This window comes from Halomonas sp. MS1, from assembly GCF_024182575.1.
GTDB lineage: Bacteria > Pseudomonadota > Gammaproteobacteria > Pseudomonadales > Halomonadaceae > Vreelandella.
The window spans coordinates 2,868,350-2,888,160 of sequence record NZ_CP098926.1 but is presented as its reverse complement, the minus strand read 5'-3'; the positions used below and the strand labels follow the sequence as shown (position 1 = coordinate 2,888,160).

The following is a 19,811-nucleotide window of genomic DNA, read 5'->3' as shown; positions in this document are numbered from 1 at the left end:
GAGTCTGCCGCTTTGCCCGTTCAGCACGTGAGTGCTAGGCACTAGCGTTGAGTGGCAGCTTGCCAAAGTTATCTATCGAAATAGCACTGATGCAAATATAGCATTTTTGCCCAGCGTGCTTTTCTTATCAAAGGCTTTCGTGAAAAGAGGTTAGCCAATGAAACGACAAAAACGTGATCGCTTCCAACGGGCTTATGTTCACGGCTATAAAGCGGGCATTACGGGTCGCTCCCGAGATGACTGCCCCAGTCAAGATGTCAATTTACGCGAATATTGGATGAGTGGTTGGCGTGAAGGTCGCGGTGATCAGTGGGACGGGATGACCGGCGTCTCCGGTATCCATAAAAATCCCATGGTGATGACCTAGTTTTTTTACCTTTTCAAACATGACATTTGGAGTACGGAGCCCGCTGACAAGCGGGCTTTTTTATTGCTCAATTATGGCTGTTTCAATGCCTCGGCGCACGCTTTCACTAACCCAGGCCCTTGGTAGATCAACCCTGAATAGAGCTGCACCAAGTCTGCGCCAGCGGCAATTTTAGCAGCAGCGGCTTCACCGCTATCAATCCCGCCCACACCTATAATAGGCAGCGTTGGCAGTTGCGCGCGTAACAGGCGAATCACCCTATTCGATGCTTCAAAAACGGGTTTTCCAGAAAGCCCACCCGCCTCTTCTGACTGAGGGTCACTCTTAACGGCATCGCGAGCTATCGTAGTATTTGTCGCAATAACACCATCCAGCGCATTACGAGCAATACTGCCAGCCACCAGAGCGACCTCTTCTTCACTCATATCTGGGGCGATTTTAACCAGAAGCGGTACCTTGCGACCTAACGCGTTGTCCAGTGCTTGGCTACGCGAACGAATAGGCCCAAGCAATGCATCCAGCTGCTCGCCGAACTGTAATGTCCGCAGCCCAGGCGTATTAGGCGAGGAAATATTGACCGCAATATAATCAGCCACGCTGTGCACCGCCTCTAAACAAAGCAGGTAATCATCGAGCGCGTTTTCCACAGAAGTGGTTAAGTTTTTACCAATATTGATGCCCACAACGCCTCTGTAGTGACGCTTTTTCACCTGGGCGACAAGGTGCTCAACCCCTTTGTTATTAAATCCAAAGCGGTTAATGATCGCCTCGTGGCCTGCAAGCCGAAACAGGCGTGGCTTCGGGTTGCCTGGCTGCGCTTTGGGCGTCACGGTGCCTACTTCTACAAACCCAAAGCCCAACGCGCCCAGCGCATCCAAGTGATCGGCATTTTTATCCAGCCCTGCGGCAAGCCCTACCCGATTACTAAAACGCAGCCCCATCAGTTCGACAGGGTCGCTCACAGGCTCACCATATACCCGCTGCACACCACCCACCCGATGCAGAGTATCTAACGCACCCAGCGCCAACCCATGAGATGCTTCTGGGTCGAGTCGAAACAACAGCGAACGGGCGAAGTTATACATCAGCGAGGCTCTCCAGAGCAGTGGGCATAAAGCAGACGAACGGACACGCTACATGTGGGCAAATAAACGACATAGCGCGCGGCGCGCAGAGTATAGCGTAAATCAAGTTATCTTCGCAGCGCTGAGCGGCGAGAAAGGCGATGCCGTGAAAAAGCGCTCACAAGAACGGTCTCAAGAACCGTCATAAAAAAACCGCGCCCTGATTCAGGACGCGGTTAGGTGGTGTTACTTATCGAGCAAGTCGATAGCTAGCTTGTGACTTACGCTTCGCTATCACTTTCAGCAAGGTCGACCAGTTCACGTACGGCGACGGCAAACAGTGCAAAGCCACCTTCACTGCCACCGCGCACTTCGTCAATCAGATGGCACCAGCGGCGGTGTAGCTCGGCGTGCTGCTCAAGCCACTGAGCCACACGCTCTTGGGTGTCACGACTACCCGCTTCCAGCTTCAGAACACTGGTCGTTAGTGCCAGTTGCTGGCGATCAATATCGTCGCGGAAGGTTTCTCGCGCTTGCGCTTGCCACGCATCACGCACTTCCAGCTGGGTCACCTGCTGTATAATCCAGGGTAGCTCTAGACGGCTGCCAATTTCGTAGAACACTTCGGCCACACGCTGAGGCTTCTCATTGGTGACCCGCGCTGCGTGAATAATGCCCAAACCTGCATAGAGACTAGGCGATGCAGCCACCGTAGAGGCTAGCGCTTCTGGCACACCTGCTTCTAGCAGCTCGTCGCAACGCTTACGCCATGTAGCCTTCTCTTCTCCGCTAAGCAGTTCACCAATCCCTTCTTGCAGTTGAGCAAGGCGAGGTCCGAAGTACTCAATTGTATCTTGGGTCGACAATCCCAAATGCTGACGCAGGAACCAGCGCGTCGCGCGGCGAATCATGCGCATCAGGTCGAGCATCATTGAGTACTGCACACGGTTCGGCACTTGGTTGTCCAGCGCCTCAATCTGTTCCCACAGTGTCGTCAGGTTAAACGCGTCTCGAGCGACCACGTAAGCACGAGCAATATCAGCTCGACCCGCGCCGGTAGAGTCCATTAGACGACGAACGAAGACGATGCCCATGTGGTCAACTAGATCGTTGGCCACTTGGGTGGCAACAATTTCACGCTTCAGACGGTGGTCATACATCTCGGTCTGGTAGCGTTCCGTCAACACCTCAGGGAACAAGCGCTCTAAATGACGATGAATGTAGGGATCATCCGGCACATCAGAGTTGATCAAATCGCCTTTCAGAGTGCTCTTAGCGTAAGAAATCAGCACCGACAGCTCAGGTAACCGCATGCCCTGGTCATGGCTGGCGCGCTCTTTAAGCACATCATCGGCAGGCAAGAACTCTAATTCACGATCAATTTGACCAGCTGACTCAAGTTCACTGATAAAGCGACGGTATGGCCCCATGCCTTGGAGAGACAGAATTCCGGACAGATCCAGCGCTTGGGTTTGACGATAGTTATCGAGAATAACTAGGTTAGCAACTTCCTCGGTCATATCGGATAGCAGCTGGTTACGCTGCTTGTCGGTCATGTCACCACGCTTAACCACTTCATCAATCAATATCTTGATATTGACCTCATGGTCAGAGCAGTTAACACCCCCGGCATTATCGATGAAGTCTGTATAAACGCGCACACCTTTAGCGGCCGCTTCCATCCGGCCACGCTGGGTCAAGCCCAAGTTTCCGCCCTCACCAACAACGCGGCAATTCAACTCAGCGCCGTTAATACGCAACGCGTCGTTGGCTTTGTCGCCCACGTCAGCGTCAGTTTCATCGGAACTCTTCACATAGGTACCGATACCACCGTTCCACAACAGATCAATCTTGGCCTTCAGCATGGCACGGATCAGATCATTGGGTGAAAGGCGCGTTTCTTCGATACCAAACACCTGCTGCATTTCCGGGCTAATCGGGATCGATTTCGCGCTGCGGCTAAAGACACCGCCCCCCTGTGAAATCAACTCAGCATTGTAGTCTTCCCAACTGGAGCGCGGCAGATTGAACATGCGCTTACGCTCGGCGAAAGCAGCTTCCGCGTCGGGGTTTGGATCGACAAAAATATGCAGGTGGTTAAATGCGCCTACCAGCTGGATTTTATCCGACAGCAGCATGCCGTTGCCGAAAACATCGCCAGCCATATCGCCAACGCCCACTACCGTGAACAAATCTTGTTGGGTATTCACGTCAAGGTTTTTGAAGTGACGCTTGACGGATTCCCAGGCACCTCGCGCGGTAATCGCCATTTTCTTATGGTCGTAACCGTTAGCACCGCCAGAAGCAAAGGCATCCCCGAGCCAGTGGCCATACTCTATGGATATCTCATTTGCGATATCCGAGAAAGTTGCGGTCCCTTTATCGGCTGCAACGACAAGGTAGGTGTCGTCGCCATCATGGCGAACCACATTTTGCGGTGGCACAACCTCACCACCCACTAGGTTGTCAGTGACATCCAGCAGTGCGCGAATAAAAATTTTGTAGCAGGCGATACCTTCTTTCTGCTGGGTTTCACGACCAGCATTTTCTGGCATGCGTTTGCATACGAAACCGCCTTTAGCTCCCACGGGCACGATAACCGCATTTTTTACCTGCTGGGCTTTTACCAGACCCAACACTTCCGTACGGAAATCTTCGTGGCGATCTGACCAGCGCAAGCCACCACGAGCGACTTTACCGCCACGCAGGTGAACGCCTTCTACGCGAGGTGAACAAACAAAAATCTCAAACGCCGGACGGGGCTTGGGCATGCCCGTGACTTTCGAGGGCTCCAGTTTATAGGAGATGTAATCTTTAAAACGGCCATCATCCGCTTTTTGGTAGTAGTTAGTGCGCAGAGTTGCTTGAATAAGCTCCATAAAGCGACGCAGCAACTGGTCATCATTAAGGCTGGCGACACTTTCCAGGTTCTCATTTAAACGAGCAATACAGTCATCTAAGCTGCTTGGCTGATGCTTGGGATCAAAGCGCAACCGGAATAGCTCAACGAGCGCCTGGGTGATTACCGGGTAATTAGCTAGAGTAGCCGCGATGTAGTCCTGCGACATACCAAAGCGAATCTGCTTAAGGTAACGGGCATAACCGCGCAGCATGGCGACTTCACGCCAATCAAGGCCAGCACCAATTATCAGACGGTTAAAAGCGTCGTTATCCGCCTCTCCGGCCCATATACGCTTAAACGCTTCGCTGAAGGTGTCACGCATTTCACTTAAATTGACGCCTTCGCGACTATGTTCCAGTTCGAAGTCATGAATCCAGTAACGCTGCTGCGGGGCATTAATGTCATAAGGACGCTCGCCGATAACGCGCAATCCCAAGTTTTCCATCATCGGTAGCACATCAGACAGCGGGATCTGCGTTTCACGATGGAAAAGCTTTAAGTTCATACCGCCCGCTTGCTCTTCCAGGGGGCGATACAGTGACAACGAGAGATCGTCACCGCTATCCAGGGTCAGTAGATGCTGAACATCAAACACCGCTGTGCGCGCGTTGAAATCTTCTCGGTAGCTGGCCGAGAATGCATCATGGAAGTGATCCATTTCGTGGTTGGCACGCTCTTCACCAAACCCTTCGATCATTGCTTCTTGAAGCTCATCACGCCAGCTACGTGCCAAACGTGCCACTTTGCTTTCTAAGCGCTTAAGATCGTATTGACTTGGTCCTTCACCATTAAAGCGCAGAATAAGCTGAATACGGGCTAAAACCGACTCTGACAAATAGGTGTTAAAGTCGCCAAAATGAGCGTCTAGCTCATCGCATAGCATCGTTTGTATGCGCTGGCGCAGGTCGGTAGAGAACACATCTCTTGGAACAAAGACTAAGCAAGAGTAGAACTTACCGCTGACGTCCGCGCGAATAAACAAGCGCACTTGGCGGCGTTCGCGGATATTAAGAATACCGAGTGCGGTGCTGGCCAGGGATTCGGTGCTGATCTGGAATAAGTCATCACGCGGATACACTTCCAACACTTGCAACAGCTGTTTGCCGTTATGCCCCTGGGGGTTAAACCCGGCAATATCCATCACCGCTTTCAACTTGCGACGCAGCAGCGGGATATTGCGTGGCGATTCGTTATAAACCGTAGATGTGAACAAGCCAAAGAAGCGCCGCTCGCCGATCACATTGCCATCGTCGTCGTAGCGATCAACGGTAATATAGTCTGGGTATGTGGGGCGATGCACCCGGGAGTGATGCGCACTTTTAGCAAACGACAGTAGCTGGGGTACCAGCACGTAGTCGCCATTCTCATCAACCCCCTCTTCAGTGCGGATACGCTCGCGGTAACGGGGCTGATCAAGGCGGAAAACCCCCAGAACACTATTAGGATCGCGCTGCAGCTCTTTGCCTTCCAGCAGATACTCGTCGTAACCCAGGAAGGTAAAGTTGTCTTTGAGCAGCCACTCTAAAAACGCGATGGCCTCTTCATGATCGTCAGGATCAATTTGCGGGGGGCAGTTTTTCTCTAACTCTTGAATAGCCGACGTGATTTGACCGCACATCTCGTCAAAATCGCTGACGGCGGTTCTAACATCACGTAGCACTTCATGTAACTTATTCTCAATTTTGGTCAGCGATTCAGGATCCGAGTGGCGATCCACTTCAATGACCATCAGCGACTCACGCGCCTCAGGCGCATCTTCATCTCTTGGCGAGGCGAGTGCTTTGAGCTGATGCTGACTATCACGCGCCACGGCAAGCACAGCGTTCTGAATAGCGTGAACCGTCAGTCCGCGACGATTAAGCTCTATCCGTACCGAGTCAACCAAAAATGGCATATCTTCGTGCAAAACGGCAACGAAGGTGTGGGTTGACTGCCAGCCATGCTCTTCAAAGTCGGGATTGAAGATGCGCACCTTGGGATTTTTGGGATCGTGATGCTGTAAAAACTGCCAAATCGACAGTGTGGCCCCATACAAGTCGTCTAAACGCCGGTCAACCAAGTCTTCAACGGGTACCGTGGCGTAGAAGTGGCGAGCAAAGGCTTCGACATCTGCCGCTCGCTCCGGCTCCAGTCGCGCATCCAATCGCTCTTGTAGCTGCTTCAAAAGATCCCGCCGACTCTCTTCAATCGCAACGTAATGCATCCATCACCTCGACTGCCTGGGGCCACAATTTAGGCCAAAAAACGAAGGACAATAGGCCTTTAGGCCACACTATCCACTAGCTTACGCTACCGTTGCTTATCCCCCTAACCATCTGACAGGTTATTCATGGTGTATGCCGCTTATGCATCATAAGCACTATTGACAAGAGCTCTTAAGCATTATCGGCAATTTCTCAATTACCCAGCGCTCTTTCGTGTGAGTAATACACCGCATTCACAATGCTCGGTAAACGGAAACTGATCAAAAAGCGCGAACCGTTCAATATGGTGTGTTTGAGTCAGTATGGTTAAGTTTTCAGCTAGCGTTGCCGGATTGCATGAAATATAGACGATTTGAGCGTATTCGCTGATTTGATGACAACTTTCGGCGTCCAGACCCGCTCTTGGTGGATCGACTAGCACGGTGGAAAACTCATACGCATCCAACGCCATCTCCGTCACTCGGCGACCTGTTTTCTCGCCCTTTAGCGCCAAGGCGAACTCTTCAGCGGACATTCTTGCGACCTGAGCATTGGTTACACCGTTAGCGTCCAGATTGACGTTAGCGCTGGCAACCGAGGTGCGCGAAATTTCCGTCGCCAAAACGCGGCGGAAGTTATCCGCTAACGCAATGGTAAAGTTACCGTTACCACAGTAAAGCTCCACCAAGTCTTCATCCTGCCTTCCAGCGGTGGCCTCCCTGGCCCAGCTAAGCATGGTCTGGCAGATATGCGCATTTGGCTGAGTAAAGCTGTTTTCGACCTGCTGATAAACCAGCTCACGACCATCAACTGTTAAGCGCTCCCACACATGATCTCGGGTTAGCACCAAGCGCTGCTTGCGCGAACGGCCAATAATCATGATGCCAAGCGCCTCTTCCAGTGCGCGCGCTTCGGCTTCCCAGGCCTCGCCTAACGGGCGGTGGTAGATCAGCGTCACCAAGGCTTCACCAGACAACGTGGTTAAAAACTCAACTTGAAATAAGCGCCGACGAAGTTCATCGCTGGCAAGGAACGCTTCTCGCAGACGCGGCATCAGCGCATTGATATGCTCACTGGCGACGGGGAACTGATCCAAACGCACGACACGCTTGTTTTTGGGATTATCCGAATCGACCTCAAACATGGCGTAGAAGAGGTCATCATCTTCATGCCAAATACGAAATTCGCAGCGTTGCCGATAGTGGCTTGGCGGTGAGGGATAGACTTCAAGCGTGGGCGTGGTGAACGCTGCAAAGGTTTTCTCCACGTAGGCTTGCTTTTCAGCGAGCTGTTCGGCGTAGCGTTCTGGTTCTACAGTGGGGATCGCCAAGGTAGTTCCTCATTTAAGTAAATAACATCAATAAAAACAAACAGCCTAACAGAGGGACTACACCGCGTTAGGAATCGTTAATCGTTGTGGCGCGTGAAAACCAAAGCGTGCCAACCCGTTAGTAAGTTGCGACGCTGATGCTGTCGTGAAGCAACGCCCATCTTGGGCGCTATTGGCTATGGTCGGTGCCACTTGCCCTACCCGGCGGGCAATTGCATCGCCAGAATCCACCCACGCCAAGGGTACCGGCGACAGCCGGATTAGCTCAGTTTTCAACAGTGGAAAATGGGTACAGCCCAGCACAACGGTATCGAGTGCTGGGTTGGTCTGGGTAGCCTGCCATAAAGGTGTTAGCGCTAGGTTTATGCGCTGCTGGTTAATCGGTATGCCGGATAGCCACGCTTCTGCCTCTGTAACAAGCTCACCTGCTGCCACCCTGGTGATCACACAGTCACTCGCGAAACTATTAATTAACGTCTGCGTATACGGCCTATTGACGGTCGCCGCTGTGGCGAGCAAGCCAATGTGACGTGTCTGACTACTCAACGCAGCAGGCTTGATAGCAGGCACCGTTCCAACAACCGGAATATCTAACGCTGCACGCAATCCCTCTAACGCTAGAGTGCTAGCGGTATTACAGGCAACGACCAAGACACTCGCCTGACAGGCATCTACGGCCGCTTTGCATACCGAGACAATACGCTGGGAGAGCGTCACATCATCACGTAGACCATAGGGTAGCCACGCATTATCACAGGCATAACACATTGCCAGATGCGGGTAATGCTGGCGAAGCGCATGGGCAACAGAAAGGCCACCCACACCTGAATCAAACAGTAGTACAGGCCCTGACATCACTGCTTAACCATCCAATACGCGTTGTACATACCACCCTCCTCAAGCCGCCAATAAAAAACGGGGCGTTAGTCTAACACGCCCCGTTACACCTTGAGTGATCAGCTTACGCGCTACATTGGTGGCACTTCGGCACCACGCAATTCAGCGTAAAGTTCGGGGTACGCTTGCTGTAGGCGCTCTAGTTCTTGTTCAGCCCCTTCAGGTAGCGCTTGACGAAGCTCCTCCATATCCTCTTCGCTGAAATGCTCATCTATCAATGGGAACAGGCCCTCTCTCTCATGACGGAGATAGGCACGGTGGGCATCAAGGTACGCTTTCAACGCCTCTGCAAAAATATCCATGGGCAGCACGTTATCCATTAGAATCATGTCGATATCATTGGATAAACGAGACAGACGTGGCTTTAATTTACGATAGTCACTGGCCATCTGCTCCATCAATGGAAGGTGCTCAGGGGCCTGCTTCTGCAGACGTTCCACGCAGATTTTTTCCAGCGGAGAAGCAAAACCATCCATATAAGACAAAATGTAGTCCACCACCTCACGCATCAACTGGAAGTCGGGCCGTTCACCGCTCGCGAGTGTTTTTTGTTTCAGTTGCAACACATGGAGCATTCGCGCCATGTTGGCATGATCTAGACGCAGTTGGTTTAACATCTTGCCGTCTCCTTTGTAAGTGCCTTACCTTTCGCCCATTGTCTGCTAACGCTTAGGCGCATGGCATGAGCTGGGTTCAACTACACTGGTGTTAATCGTTACCATGCGCCTTTGGCATTACCTAGGCAAGCAGGCGCTTATCCGTCGGTTATGCCCAAAGGTAGCCCGACGTTACATTATTTACCACAGACACGTGTTAATCGTTGATTGTTCAACGGCAAGATTTACGCTGGAAATTTATAGGGAACGTTTATATGGATCTTTTTGACCGCGCGTCCGTTACCACGAGTGAAGACGTGCCCCTTGCCTACCGTATGCGCCCTCTAACCCTTAACGATTATGTCGGCCAGCAAGCATTAGTGGGGCCTGAAAAACCGCTACGCCGAATGGCGGAGTCTGGGGTCGTGCGTTCAATGATTTTATGGGGGCCGCCTGGCGTGGGCAAAACCACGCTAGCAGAGTTACTAGCCCGCGCTTCTGGCGCTCATCTTGAGCATTTAAGTGCCGTTATGGCCGGTGTGAAAGAAATCCGTTCAGCAGTAGAGCGAGCACAGCAACGCACATCGCCCACACTTCTATTCTTAGATGAAATCCACCGTTTGAACAAGAGTCAACAGGACGCGCTGCTGCCCCATGTAGAGTCCGGCCTGCTAACACTGATCGGCGCAACAACAGAAAACCCCTCATTTGAGGTCAACTCGGCGCTACTTTCCCGTGCTCGGGTGTATGTACTTAAACCGCTGAGCCATGACGAACTTCTCCAGGTGTTATCTCAAGCATTAAACGATGCGGAGCATGGCCTGGGGAAGCGCCGCATCGAGATGGAAGAGGGAGTATTAGAGGCTCTTGCTCATGCCAGTGCAGGCGACGCACGTCGCGCGCTGGGACTACTAGAAACGGCCTGCGACTTTACTGAACAGCATGGTGATAAAGAGGTGCTACACAAAGCGGTGTTAGCCGATGTGGTAGGTCATCAATCAAGCGCCTTTGATAAGCAGGGTGACGCTTATTACGATTTATTATCAGCCGTTCATAAATCAATTCGCTCATCACGCCCTGATTCAGCCCTGCTGTATATGGCACGCTTTTTACAGGGGGGCGGCGACCCGCTTGATATTGTGCGCCGCTTAACGGCGATTGCCTCAGAAGATGTCGGCAATGCTGACCCTCGAGCACTGCCCCTGGTCATTGCTGCCTGGGATGCCTACTTACGTTTAGGCGATTATGAGGGCCAGCGGGCGATTGCCCACGCCGCTATTCATTTAGCGGTTGCTCCAAAAAGTAATCGTATTGATCGTGCCTGGAAAGCTGCACAGCAGTTTGTGCAGCAGCAACCACAGCTGGAAGTTCCCAGCTATCTTCGTAACGCTCCCACCAAATTGATGGAGCAGTTAGGACATGGCCAAGGTTATCGCTACGCGCATAACGAAACCTATGGCTACCCTGCTGGCAGCGCTCATGACTGTTGGCCAGATGACGTACCTAAAACACGATTTTATGAACCGAGCGCCTTTGGTCAGGAGAAACGCTTTGGTGAGATAATGGCGTGGCGGGAACAGCAGGACCTAGAAGCAGATCAGGCACCTTAAGGTGCCTGATCTAGTCATCGTGCGACATTATTGCGAGCGTGTATTGCTCTTCTCACACCATTTTTTACAGCTCTTCGCGGATAACATCCGTACCTTCAGGAATATCAAAATTGAATAAGCTGCGGTCAATACTACCGTTACGAGTAATGTCGCTAAACGTAATCGCGGTGCGCTGACCAGTACTGTCCATCATCCACAGCTCCGTTAGGGTTTGATCGTCAAAGATCATGCTCAGCTCTTCAAATAACGTATCCGCTGAGATAGGAATCAGCGTAAATACGTCATCACCGTCCTGCTGCTCATGAAATACGTCATAGCTAGCAGTTAAATCGCTTGCACTGCCTGAAAGCAACAGCGCGGGGGTATGAGTGACCCGGTCATCCATTGCCTGAATGGTGACTTGCTCAAGATCAGGGTCATAGAGATAAACATCATCACCATCCGAGACGACGACTTGCGTATAAGGCGCATCGACTTCCCAACGTAGCATGCCAGGGCGCGAGAGCCACATTTCTCCACGCGCGCTTTGTAAACGCTCACCACCACCGTCCAAAATTTGCTGTTCAAACGTCGCTTGATAGTTCTCAAGCGGGTCAAGCCGCTCAGTAAGGCGCTCTGCAGCCTCGTTTGCCCACGCAATAGGCGATGCAAAGGCTAACCCTAGCGCACTGGCTGCTAACGCTAACGCTGATGAGCGTCGAGTATGTGTATCGCGCATTATTTTCTCCCTAGGCAGTCATTGCCGGATAGCGGACAAGGCAAGGAGCGTTAAGACGATCCGTGTAGCCTCTCAGACGCAAAACGCGCCGCAGGGTTTCACCTACGGCGCGACTTTCACGCTTATTGCATTATTGAACCAAGCGCCGGGCACTCATTAACAGATAAGTCAGTGGCCTATCGGTGGCGGTGCTAACACTTCACGGGCACCGTTAGACCCCATAGAGGTAACCACACCGGCACCTTCCATTGCTTCCACCAAGCGCGCAGCGCGGTTATAGCCGATTTTGAAGCGACGCTGAACGGCAGAGATAGAAGCTTTGCGTGTTTCGGTAACGAACTGAACCGCCTCATCGTAAAGCGCATCCTGCTCAGCATCATCGCCATCTACGCCCTCAGCCTCAAGACCCGTCAGTGCATCGGCAGTCACGCCGCCTGACAAAATCTCTTCAATGTACTCAGGCGCGCCACGTCGTTTCCAATCATCCACGACCCGGTGCACTTCGTCATCGTCTACAAAAGCACCATGAATCCGGTTAGGCGGCCCTGAACCAGCGGGTAGGTAAAGCATATCACCATGGCCAAGCAGGCTTTCGGCGCCCCCCTGATCCAGAATGGTACGCGAATCAATCCGCGACGATACCTGGAAGGCCATTCGCGACGGAATATTCGCCTTAATCAGCCCCGTCACCACATCAACAGAGGGGCGCTGAGTAGCCAAAATCAGGTGGATACCCGCGGCACGCGCCTTTTGTGCCAAACGAGCAATGAGTTCTTCAACTTTCTTGCCGACGATCATAAACATGTCGGCGAATTCGTCGATCACCACCACAATGTAGGGCAGTTTTTCAAGGATCGGCGGCGTTTGATGCATTTCCCAAGGCTGCGGCTCCCAAAGCGGGTCGGCAACTTGTGCGCCGGCACTCTCAGCCTCATCTAAACGGCCATTAAAGCCTGCAATGTTACGCACCCCCATTGCCGCCATTAATTTGTAGCGGCGCTCCATCTCCGCAACACACCAGCGCAGACTGTTTGCAGCTTCCTTCATATCCGTGACCACGGGGGCCAAAAGGTGCGGAATACCATCGTAAACTGACAGCTCCAGCATTTTTGGGTCAACCATGATCAGCTTGAGCTCATCTGGGGTCGCTTTTAGCAGCATGGAAATCAGCATGGCATTAACACCCACTGACTTACCAGACCCCGTCGTACCTGCAACTAGAAGATGGGGCATCTTACCTAGATTAGCGACAACGGGCCCACCGCCAATGTCCTGACCCAACGCCATGGTCAGTGGCGAGCTTTCCTGTTGATAGCGGTCAGAGTCAATGACTTCGCGCAGACGAATCATCGCTCGATGGGGGTTGGGTATTTCAATGCCGACCGTTGGACGCCCAGGAATGACCTCAACCACACGTACACTCTTGACCATTAACGAACGTGCCAGGTCTTTAGCAAGGTTACTGATTTTGGAAACCTTCACCCCAGCCGCTGGCTTAATTTCAAACCGGGTGATAACAGGGCCAGGCCATGTATCAACGACTTCCGCCTTAACACCATACTCACGCAGCCGCACTTCCAAGAGCTCCGCCATATCAGCAAGCTGCTCGTCCGTGTAATTTGGCTCATGCGGTTCTGGAGGCGTCAGTAATTGGAGACTGGGCACATCCCCTTCTGGCTCATCGAAAGTTTCAAACGCCGGACGCTGGCTCTGCAGATGCTCAACCGTCCACAGAGTAGGCCCATTGTCGGCTTCTTTCTCCTCAGAAGACGCCACGTCGGCAGACATGTCATTTGAATCCACCGTCTCAGAAGACTCACCTCGGGGAACCTCAACCCTAGGTGCCTCCGCCCTGGATACCTCAGTCCTGGATACATCAGAATCATGTAGCGTTGGCTCTTGGCGCACGCCAGTAACGGCTGGTCGTGCGACAGGAAGGTCATCTTCCTCATCATCCCATACTGGCTCTGGCACGACTTCAGGTACCCGTTCGGAACGCGGTTCAGGGGTCGTCGCATGTACAGGGCGAGAGTAAGATTCATCTCGCGGCGTGATTGCGGGCGTATGCTCGGGTTCAGGCATGCTCGTCGAAACAGAGGCCATCTCACGTTCAACGTCGTCGCCTTGCTTAGCTGCATCATGCTGTTTTATTTCATGCGCTGCATAAGACATCGCCTGAGACGTAGCTTGATGCTCTGTTTCATCGCCGTCTGTCGATGAATTAAATGGCTGCGTTTCTGCTGGCTGGAAACTAGGCGCAGGATGAGAAGCCGCTTTTTCACCGGCTAGCTCATCACGCGATGGCCGATCGAACGTTGGCTCTGCCTCTCGCGCGGAGAGCGGTACTGAAGGTGTCGGCTCGCTGCTTTCATCCTTGATGCGCACCGCAAAAGCATCCTCGCGAGGCGCGCTGGGCAATTTTTCCTCGACATCTTCTACAGCGTCTTCCGCAACCTTTTCCACATCGTTGCTCACAACAGGCTCTATTTTAGGCTCTGTTTTAACTTCTGTTTTAACTTCTGTTTTAACTTCTGCTTTAGCTTCACGCCGCTCTTCAACTGCGGTTTCAAGCGGCTGGTCATTAGACTCAACCGGCGGAGCATCCTGAGGGGCGTCCATCTTAGGAGCAGGCTGCTCAGGCGCAGTTGAGGATGCACGTTTGGGCATCTCTTCCTCAGGCAACGCACCTGAAAATGCAGCAGCTGCCCATGGAATTGAGGTATCTGTCGTCGTTGAAAAACTAGGCTCACGACGTACGCGGCTGCTTTCTTGGGCGGGTGCTTGCTGGTGACTACTCTCTTTTGGACTTGGGCGTTGCGAGTCACTCTCTGGCTTAGCCGCTTTAAATTCAGCTAGTGGTTTCTCTTTTACTTTCTGAGACGCCGCTTTCGCGGCAGCACGCACAGCAGCACGCTGGGAGCGCCTCTCACGCCCTTTAGCGCGCCGAGCGCTGAACCAGCCGCCTACTTTACACAGACGACGACCAAGCTCATCAGCCAGCTGTAACCACGACATGCCGCTAAACAGGGGAAAACCGATCAAGATTAGCGCAGCAGAAATAAGCCCAACGCCACCACTGCTGACAAGTGGCTTTAGAGTGCTGACTAACCCTTCGCCCAATATGCCGCCAGAGGCGTAAGGCAAAATGCTGTCAGGATGATAAAAATGCAGTGCACCCAACATCGTCGTGCCGAAGATAAGCAGCACTAATCCTCCGGTATGGACAGCAATCGCTACCGGATCGATATCAAAGCGCACTTGGCGTGACCTCATTAGCCACCAGGCTGCATAACCAAACATTCCCGGCCACCACAAGGCACTTGCTCCCAGCAGCGAATAAAGCACGTCCGCAAGCCAAGCACCAACAGGCCCCATCCAGTTATGAACATCCGTTTCCGGCCCTTGATAAGACCAACCTGGGTCGGCAGGGTCATAACTAAACAGTGCCAATAACAAAAATACGCACAGCGCAAGCAGCACCACGACCACGCCTTCGCGCGCCGAGCCCTGCAAGCGCAGACCAAATCGACGAGCTTTATCCTTTGCGGCTTTAACTCGCCCAGTTGAGGCCGTTGATGATGGTTGACGCGAGTTACGTTGCGTTCGCTTGTCTACCGCCTTATTTACTTTCAAGCGATTCTCCCTTTACACCTCAATGGTGTCTTTAATCCACTTGCGAGTTTGCATCATACCGAGCATCCTTTCGCCGTCACAGCGCTTCTATCGAAGTGTTCAGTAACAGGAGCAAACAATGCTACCTTGGCTTTCATCGCCACAGCCTATCTTTCCGTCTACCGACCTTGCCCTCGAGTCACCGAACGGCCTTCTTGCCGCAGGCGGAGAGCTCTCCCCCCACTGGTTAATCCACGCTTACCGAAAAGGTATTTTTCCATGGTATAGCGATGATGAACCTATTTTGTGGTGGAGCCCCAACCCACGTATGGTATTGCAACCAGCACAGTTTAAACGACGTCGTAGCCTTGTTAAGCGATTGCGTCATGGTGGCTTTATCGTCACTCTGGATCAACAGTTTGAAAACATTGTTAAAGCATGCGCTGCGCCACGTTTCGGGGAACCAGGCACCTGGATCAATCAAGATATGCGTCACGCTTACCAACGTCTACATGAGCTAGGCATCGCGCATAGCATTGAAGTGCATCTTGATGGCCAACTGGTTGGCGGGCTTTATGGATTAGCAATGGGGCCAATTTTCTTTGGTGAATCAATGTTCTCGAAAGTGCCCGATGCCTCTAAAATCGCCCTCGCCCACTTAGCCCATGCTATGCAGCACCATGAGGGTAAACTGATCGACTGCCAGATGCACACACCTCACTTGGCGAGCCTTGGTGCGACAACAGTCGCTCGTAAGACGTTCATCAACTATCTTGAAAAGTGGTTGCCTAACGAGGCATTTAACTTAACGAATATGACCAATGAAGCGCCTACTATACCTGGATCACCGTGGCTTGGTGCCATTGCCTCAGGCCACTGTTCAGAATGGTAAGCGTATTCAAACTAGTCCATATTCAAGATAGTCCATGTTCAAACTAAGCAAGGAGGCAAGCCGTGAGTAGTAACGCTCCTCGCCGCCCGGTGCGGGATTTGCGCTTCTTCCTAACCGTTCCCCATGCCTGCAGCTATCTTCCTGGCAAGGAAGCAACCACTCTGTTTCTGGATCCCCAGGAATCTCCCGTTCCCGGCGTTTATGACTCACTTTCGTTACTCGGCTTTCGTCGCAGCGGTCGCCATCTATACCGCCCTCACTGCGAGGGTTGCAATGCCTGTCGCTCAGTACGCATTCCTATCAGCGACTTTAGCGCTAATCGCACCCAACGCAAACTCCGGCGTCTTAATGCCGATATTGCTACACGGGTAGTGCCTGCACGCTATGAGGCTGAGCATTATGCACTCTATGCAGACTATATCCGCTTACGCCACGCCGATGGTGACATGTATCCGCCAAGCCGAGAGCAGTATCGTACCTTTTTAACGCTTGAAGAACCCTATGCACACCTTTTAGAAATGCACCTGGATGGGAAGCTCGTCGCGGTCGCGGCATTTGATCAACTTGAGCATGGGCTATCGGCTATTTACACGTTTTTCAGTGTCGACAAGGCCTTGGAAAAGCGATCACTGGGAACGTTTGCTATTCTCAAACTTATTGAGCTGTGTGGTGAAAAGTCTCTCCCCCACTTGTATCTTGGGTATTGGATTGAGGAGTGTCGTAAGATGCGTTACAAACGCGCGTTCACCCCAATAGAGGTGCTCGACGGGCGACATTGGCGGCCTTTAATTTGCTAAACTTGCCAGCTTTTTTGCCTTGATGGCAGGCTTACGGCACAATATAGCGCTGCTTGCTGGGTAACCGTCACCTGACGACGCCCATTGAAGTGACTAATTAGACCAAACCATTACGTTAAATAAGTGAGGATCTGCCTATATGGCACGCGAAGATCATATTGAAATGGAAGGCGTTATTGTTGATACCCTTCCCAACACCATGTTCCGTGTTGAGCTGGAAAACGGCCACGTCGTTACCGCTCATATTTCAGGCAAGATGCGCAAAAACTACATCCGTATCCTGACAGGTGACAAGGTAAAAGTAGAGCTGACGCCCTACGATCTGTCAAAAGGCCGTATTGTTTATCGCTCGCGCTAAGCCTTGGTAACGCCTACAAGCAAATACTGCCCGCGCATGCACGCATCCTGACTGAAAATATAGCGTAAGTACGGCGCCGCTCTCTGCAAACGACAACGCCCCGTCGGATGACAGGGCGCTGTGCTTTAGTGAGGCATGAGATAAGGGCTTAATGTAGACTTAGCGCCCTTTTTCAGGGCGCATCCGCCATCTCCGACTCCGTCGACAAATGCAGCTCTCCCTCTTCGAGGCTAACGTGCACAATGCCGCCTTGATCAGCCAGCTCGCCAAACAGAATCATCTCGGCCAACGGCTTTTTCAGTTTCTCTTGGATCAAACGGGCCATTGGGCGCGCACCCATATCGGGATCGTAGCCCTTCTCTGCCAACCAGTCTCTCGCGGTATCATCCACTTCAAGCTGCACACGCTTTTCGTCCAGCTGCGCTTGTAGCTCGATCAGGAACTTATCGACTACGTTACGCACAACAGACGTCTGCAACGCATGGAACTGGATAATGCCATCCAAGCGGTTGCGGAACTCAGGCGAGAAGGTGCGGCGAATCACTTCCATCGCGTCGGTAGAGTGGTCTTGGCTTTGGAAGCCGATAGAGCGCCGTGATGCCTGCTCTGCCCCTGCGTTCGAGGTCATGATCAGGATAACGTGACGGAAATCCGCCTCGCGGCCATTATTATCTGTCAAGCGGCCGTGATCCATAACCTGCAGCAGCAGGTTAAACACTTCAGGGTGCGCCTTCTCAATTTCATCTAGCAGCAATACACAATGCGGCTGCTTGGTGACGGCCTCAGTTAACAGCCCCCCTTGGTCATAGCCGACATAGCCTGGTGGGGCACCAATCAAGCGTGAAACAGTATGACGCTCCATGTACTCCGACATATCAAAGCGTACTAGTTCGATACCCATGATATGCGCCAACTGCTTAGCCACTTCGGTTTTACCAACACCGGTTGGGCCAGCAAACAAGAAACTACCTACCGGCTTATCTGGTGATTTCAAACCGGCACGGGAAAGCTTAATGGCAGCGGAGAGAGTATCGATGGCCTCATCTTGACCGAACACCAACATTTTCAAGTCGCGGTCGAGCTTCTCTAGCAACTTACGATCAGAACTTGAAACACTCTTTGGCGGAATGCGCGCAATAGACGCCACTACCGCTTCTACCTGCTCAACATCAATGGTGTCAGTCCGAACTTCTGGCGGTAGCATACGCTGATGCGCGCCTGCCTCATCAATCACGTCGATGGCTTTATCGGGTAGGTAACGGTCATTAATATAGCGATCAGCCAAACGAGCGGCACTCTCTAGCGCGCCATCGGTGTACTTAATCTCATGGTGTTCTTCAAAGCGCGAACGTAACCCTTTGAGGATCTTGATGGTGTCATCCACAGAAGGTGCTAGCACATCCACTTTTTGGAACCGACGAGCCAGAGCGCGATCTTTCTCAAAAATACCGCGGAACTCTTGGAACGTTGTCGAACCGATACACCGCAACTCACCGGAGGAAAGCAAGGGCTTCAGCAAGTTAGACGCATCCATTACGCCACCCGAGGCAGCACCCGCCCCGATGACGGTGTGAATCTCATCAATAAAGAGCACGGCGTTAGGCTGCTTGCGTAATTCACTAAGCAAGCTTTTAAGGCGCTTCTCGAAATCACCGCGGTATTTAGTACCCGCTAACAACGCTCCCATATCAAGCGAGTAAACCACTGCATCGGCAATCACATCCGGCACGTCTTCTTCAACAATGCGCTTTGCTAGGCCTTCTGCGATAGCGGTTTTACCAACGCCAGCCTCGCCAACCAGTAACGGGTTATTCTTGCGCCGGCGGGCAAGGATTTGCACCACGCGCTCAAGTTCATGGTCGCGCCCAATCAATGGATCTATTTTGCCTTGGCGCGCCTGCTCATTCAGGTTGGTAGCGTAACCGGTTAACGGATGCGCAACTCCTTCAGAACTACCCTCTTCAGCATCTTCACTCTCTTGAGAAGACGGCGATGGAGCAGGCCCATGGCCAGCCACCTTCGAAATACCGTGAGCGATATAGTTAACAGCGTCTACGCGCGCAACGCTTTGTTGCTTGAGGAAGTAAACGGCTTGGCTTTCCTGCTCAGAGAAAATAGCGACCAGCACATTAGCGCCAGTCACTTCACTCTTTCCAGATGACTGCACATGAAATACAGCACGTTGCAGTACGCGCTGAAACCCAAGGGTAGGCTGGGTTTCGCGATCCGCCTGACTCTCAGGAATCAATGGCGTGGTCGAATTAATAAAATCCTGCAGATCGGACCGCAGCTTATCGAGATTCGCCCCACACGCCTTTAGCACGTCAACTGCTGACGCATTATCCAACAACGCCAGGAGCAGGTGCTCAACGGTCATAAACTCGTGGCGCTTTGAGCGAGCCACGGTGAAGGCCGTGTTCAGGGTAAGTTCAAGTTCTTTGCTCAGCATGGCAGTCCCCTTTTCGCTACTACCTAGGGCGTGTCG

At 52.4% G+C, this 19,811-nt stretch carries 13 protein-coding genes; 5 read left to right on the top strand and 8 right to left on the bottom strand.

The window, feature by feature from the left end:
- Positions 1 to 157: 157 nt before the first annotated feature.
- A complete protein-coding gene (rmf, locus tag NF683_RS13075; RefSeq protein WP_009722578.1) occupies positions 158 to 367 on the top strand; it encodes a ribosome modulation factor in 210 nt (69 codons plus the stop codon).
- 71 nt (positions 368 to 438) lie between these two features.
- Here the strand turns inward: rmf and NF683_RS13070 are convergent, their stop codons facing one another.
- The 5 genes from NF683_RS13070 to NF683_RS13050 all read right to left on the bottom strand — a co-directional run bounded on the left by NF683_RS13070 (position 439) and on the right by NF683_RS13050 (position 9,360).
- Positions 439 to 1,452, bottom strand: a complete 1,014-nt coding sequence (locus NF683_RS13070) for a quinone-dependent dihydroorotate dehydrogenase (protein ID WP_253920198.1) — start codon at positions 1,450 to 1,452, stop codon at positions 439 to 441.
- Positions 1,453 to 1,712: 260 nt separating this feature from the next.
- Positions 1,713 to 6,536 carry an NAD-glutamate dehydrogenase gene (locus tag NF683_RS13065; RefSeq protein WP_089038717.1) on the bottom strand — a complete coding sequence of 1,608 codons (4,824 nt, stop codon included), beginning with the start codon at positions 6,534 to 6,536 and terminating at the stop codon, positions 1,713 to 1,715.
- 197 nt (positions 6,537 to 6,733) lie between these two features.
- On the bottom strand, positions 6,734 to 7,846 hold the full coding sequence (gene trmA, locus NF683_RS13060; protein WP_089038718.1) for a tRNA (uridine(54)-C5)-methyltransferase TrmA: 1,113 nt from the start codon (positions 7,844 to 7,846) through the stop codon (positions 6,734 to 6,736).
- Between the two features lie 57 nt (positions 7,847 to 7,903).
- Positions 7,904 to 8,701 (bottom strand): glutamate racemase, encoded by a 798-nt coding sequence (murI, locus tag NF683_RS13055; RefSeq protein WP_089038719.1) that lies wholly within the window; start codon positions 8,699 to 8,701, stop codon positions 7,904 to 7,906.
- Positions 8,702 to 8,814: 113 nt separating this feature from the next.
- Positions 8,815 to 9,360 (bottom strand): hemerythrin domain-containing protein, encoded by a 546-nt coding sequence (locus NF683_RS13050; protein WP_089038720.1) that lies wholly within the window; start codon positions 9,358 to 9,360, stop codon positions 8,815 to 8,817.
- Positions 9,361 to 9,614: 254 nt separating this feature from the next.
- Between NF683_RS13050 and NF683_RS13045 the strand changes: the two genes are divergently transcribed.
- Complete coding sequence (locus tag NF683_RS13045) at positions 9,615 to 10,949, top strand: replication-associated recombination protein A (protein WP_089038721.1); 1,335 nt, start codon at positions 9,615 to 9,617, stop codon at positions 10,947 to 10,949.
- 64 nt (positions 10,950 to 11,013) lie between these two features.
- On the opposite strand, the gene lolA is transcribed toward NF683_RS13045, so the two are convergent.
- A complete protein-coding gene (lolA, locus tag NF683_RS13040; protein ID WP_089038722.1) occupies positions 11,014 to 11,667 on the bottom strand; it encodes an outer membrane lipoprotein chaperone LolA in 654 nt (217 codons plus the stop codon).
- Positions 11,668 to 11,835: 168 nt separating this feature from the next.
- Positions 11,836 to 15,300, bottom strand: a complete 3,465-nt coding sequence (locus NF683_RS13035) for a DNA translocase FtsK (protein ID WP_253920197.1) — start codon at positions 15,298 to 15,300, stop codon at positions 11,836 to 11,838.
- Positions 15,301 to 15,418: 118 nt separating this feature from the next.
- On the opposite strand from NF683_RS13035, the gene aat reads away from it, so the two are divergent.
- The 3 genes from aat to infA all read left to right on the top strand — a co-directional run bounded on the left by aat (position 15,419) and on the right by infA (position 17,326).
- Positions 15,419 to 16,171, top strand: a complete 753-nt coding sequence (gene aat, locus NF683_RS13030) for a leucyl/phenylalanyl-tRNA--protein transferase (protein WP_253920196.1) — start codon at positions 15,419 to 15,421, stop codon at positions 16,169 to 16,171.
- Between the two features lie 62 nt (positions 16,172 to 16,233).
- Positions 16,234 to 16,968 carry an arginyltransferase gene (locus tag NF683_RS13025; RefSeq protein WP_038482539.1) on the top strand — a complete coding sequence of 245 codons (735 nt, stop codon included), beginning with the start codon at positions 16,234 to 16,236 and terminating at the stop codon, positions 16,966 to 16,968.
- A gap of 139 nt (positions 16,969 to 17,107) precedes the next feature.
- A complete protein-coding gene (gene infA, locus NF683_RS13020) occupies positions 17,108 to 17,326 on the top strand; it encodes a translation initiation factor IF-1 (protein WP_007111068.1) in 219 nt (72 codons plus the stop codon).
- A gap of 172 nt (positions 17,327 to 17,498) precedes the next feature.
- On the opposite strand, the gene clpA is transcribed toward infA, so the two are convergent.
- A complete protein-coding gene (gene clpA / locus NF683_RS13015) occupies positions 17,499 to 19,775 on the bottom strand; it encodes an ATP-dependent Clp protease ATP-binding subunit ClpA (protein WP_253920195.1) in 2,277 nt (758 codons plus the stop codon).
- Positions 19,776 to 19,811 lie beyond the last annotated feature (36 nt).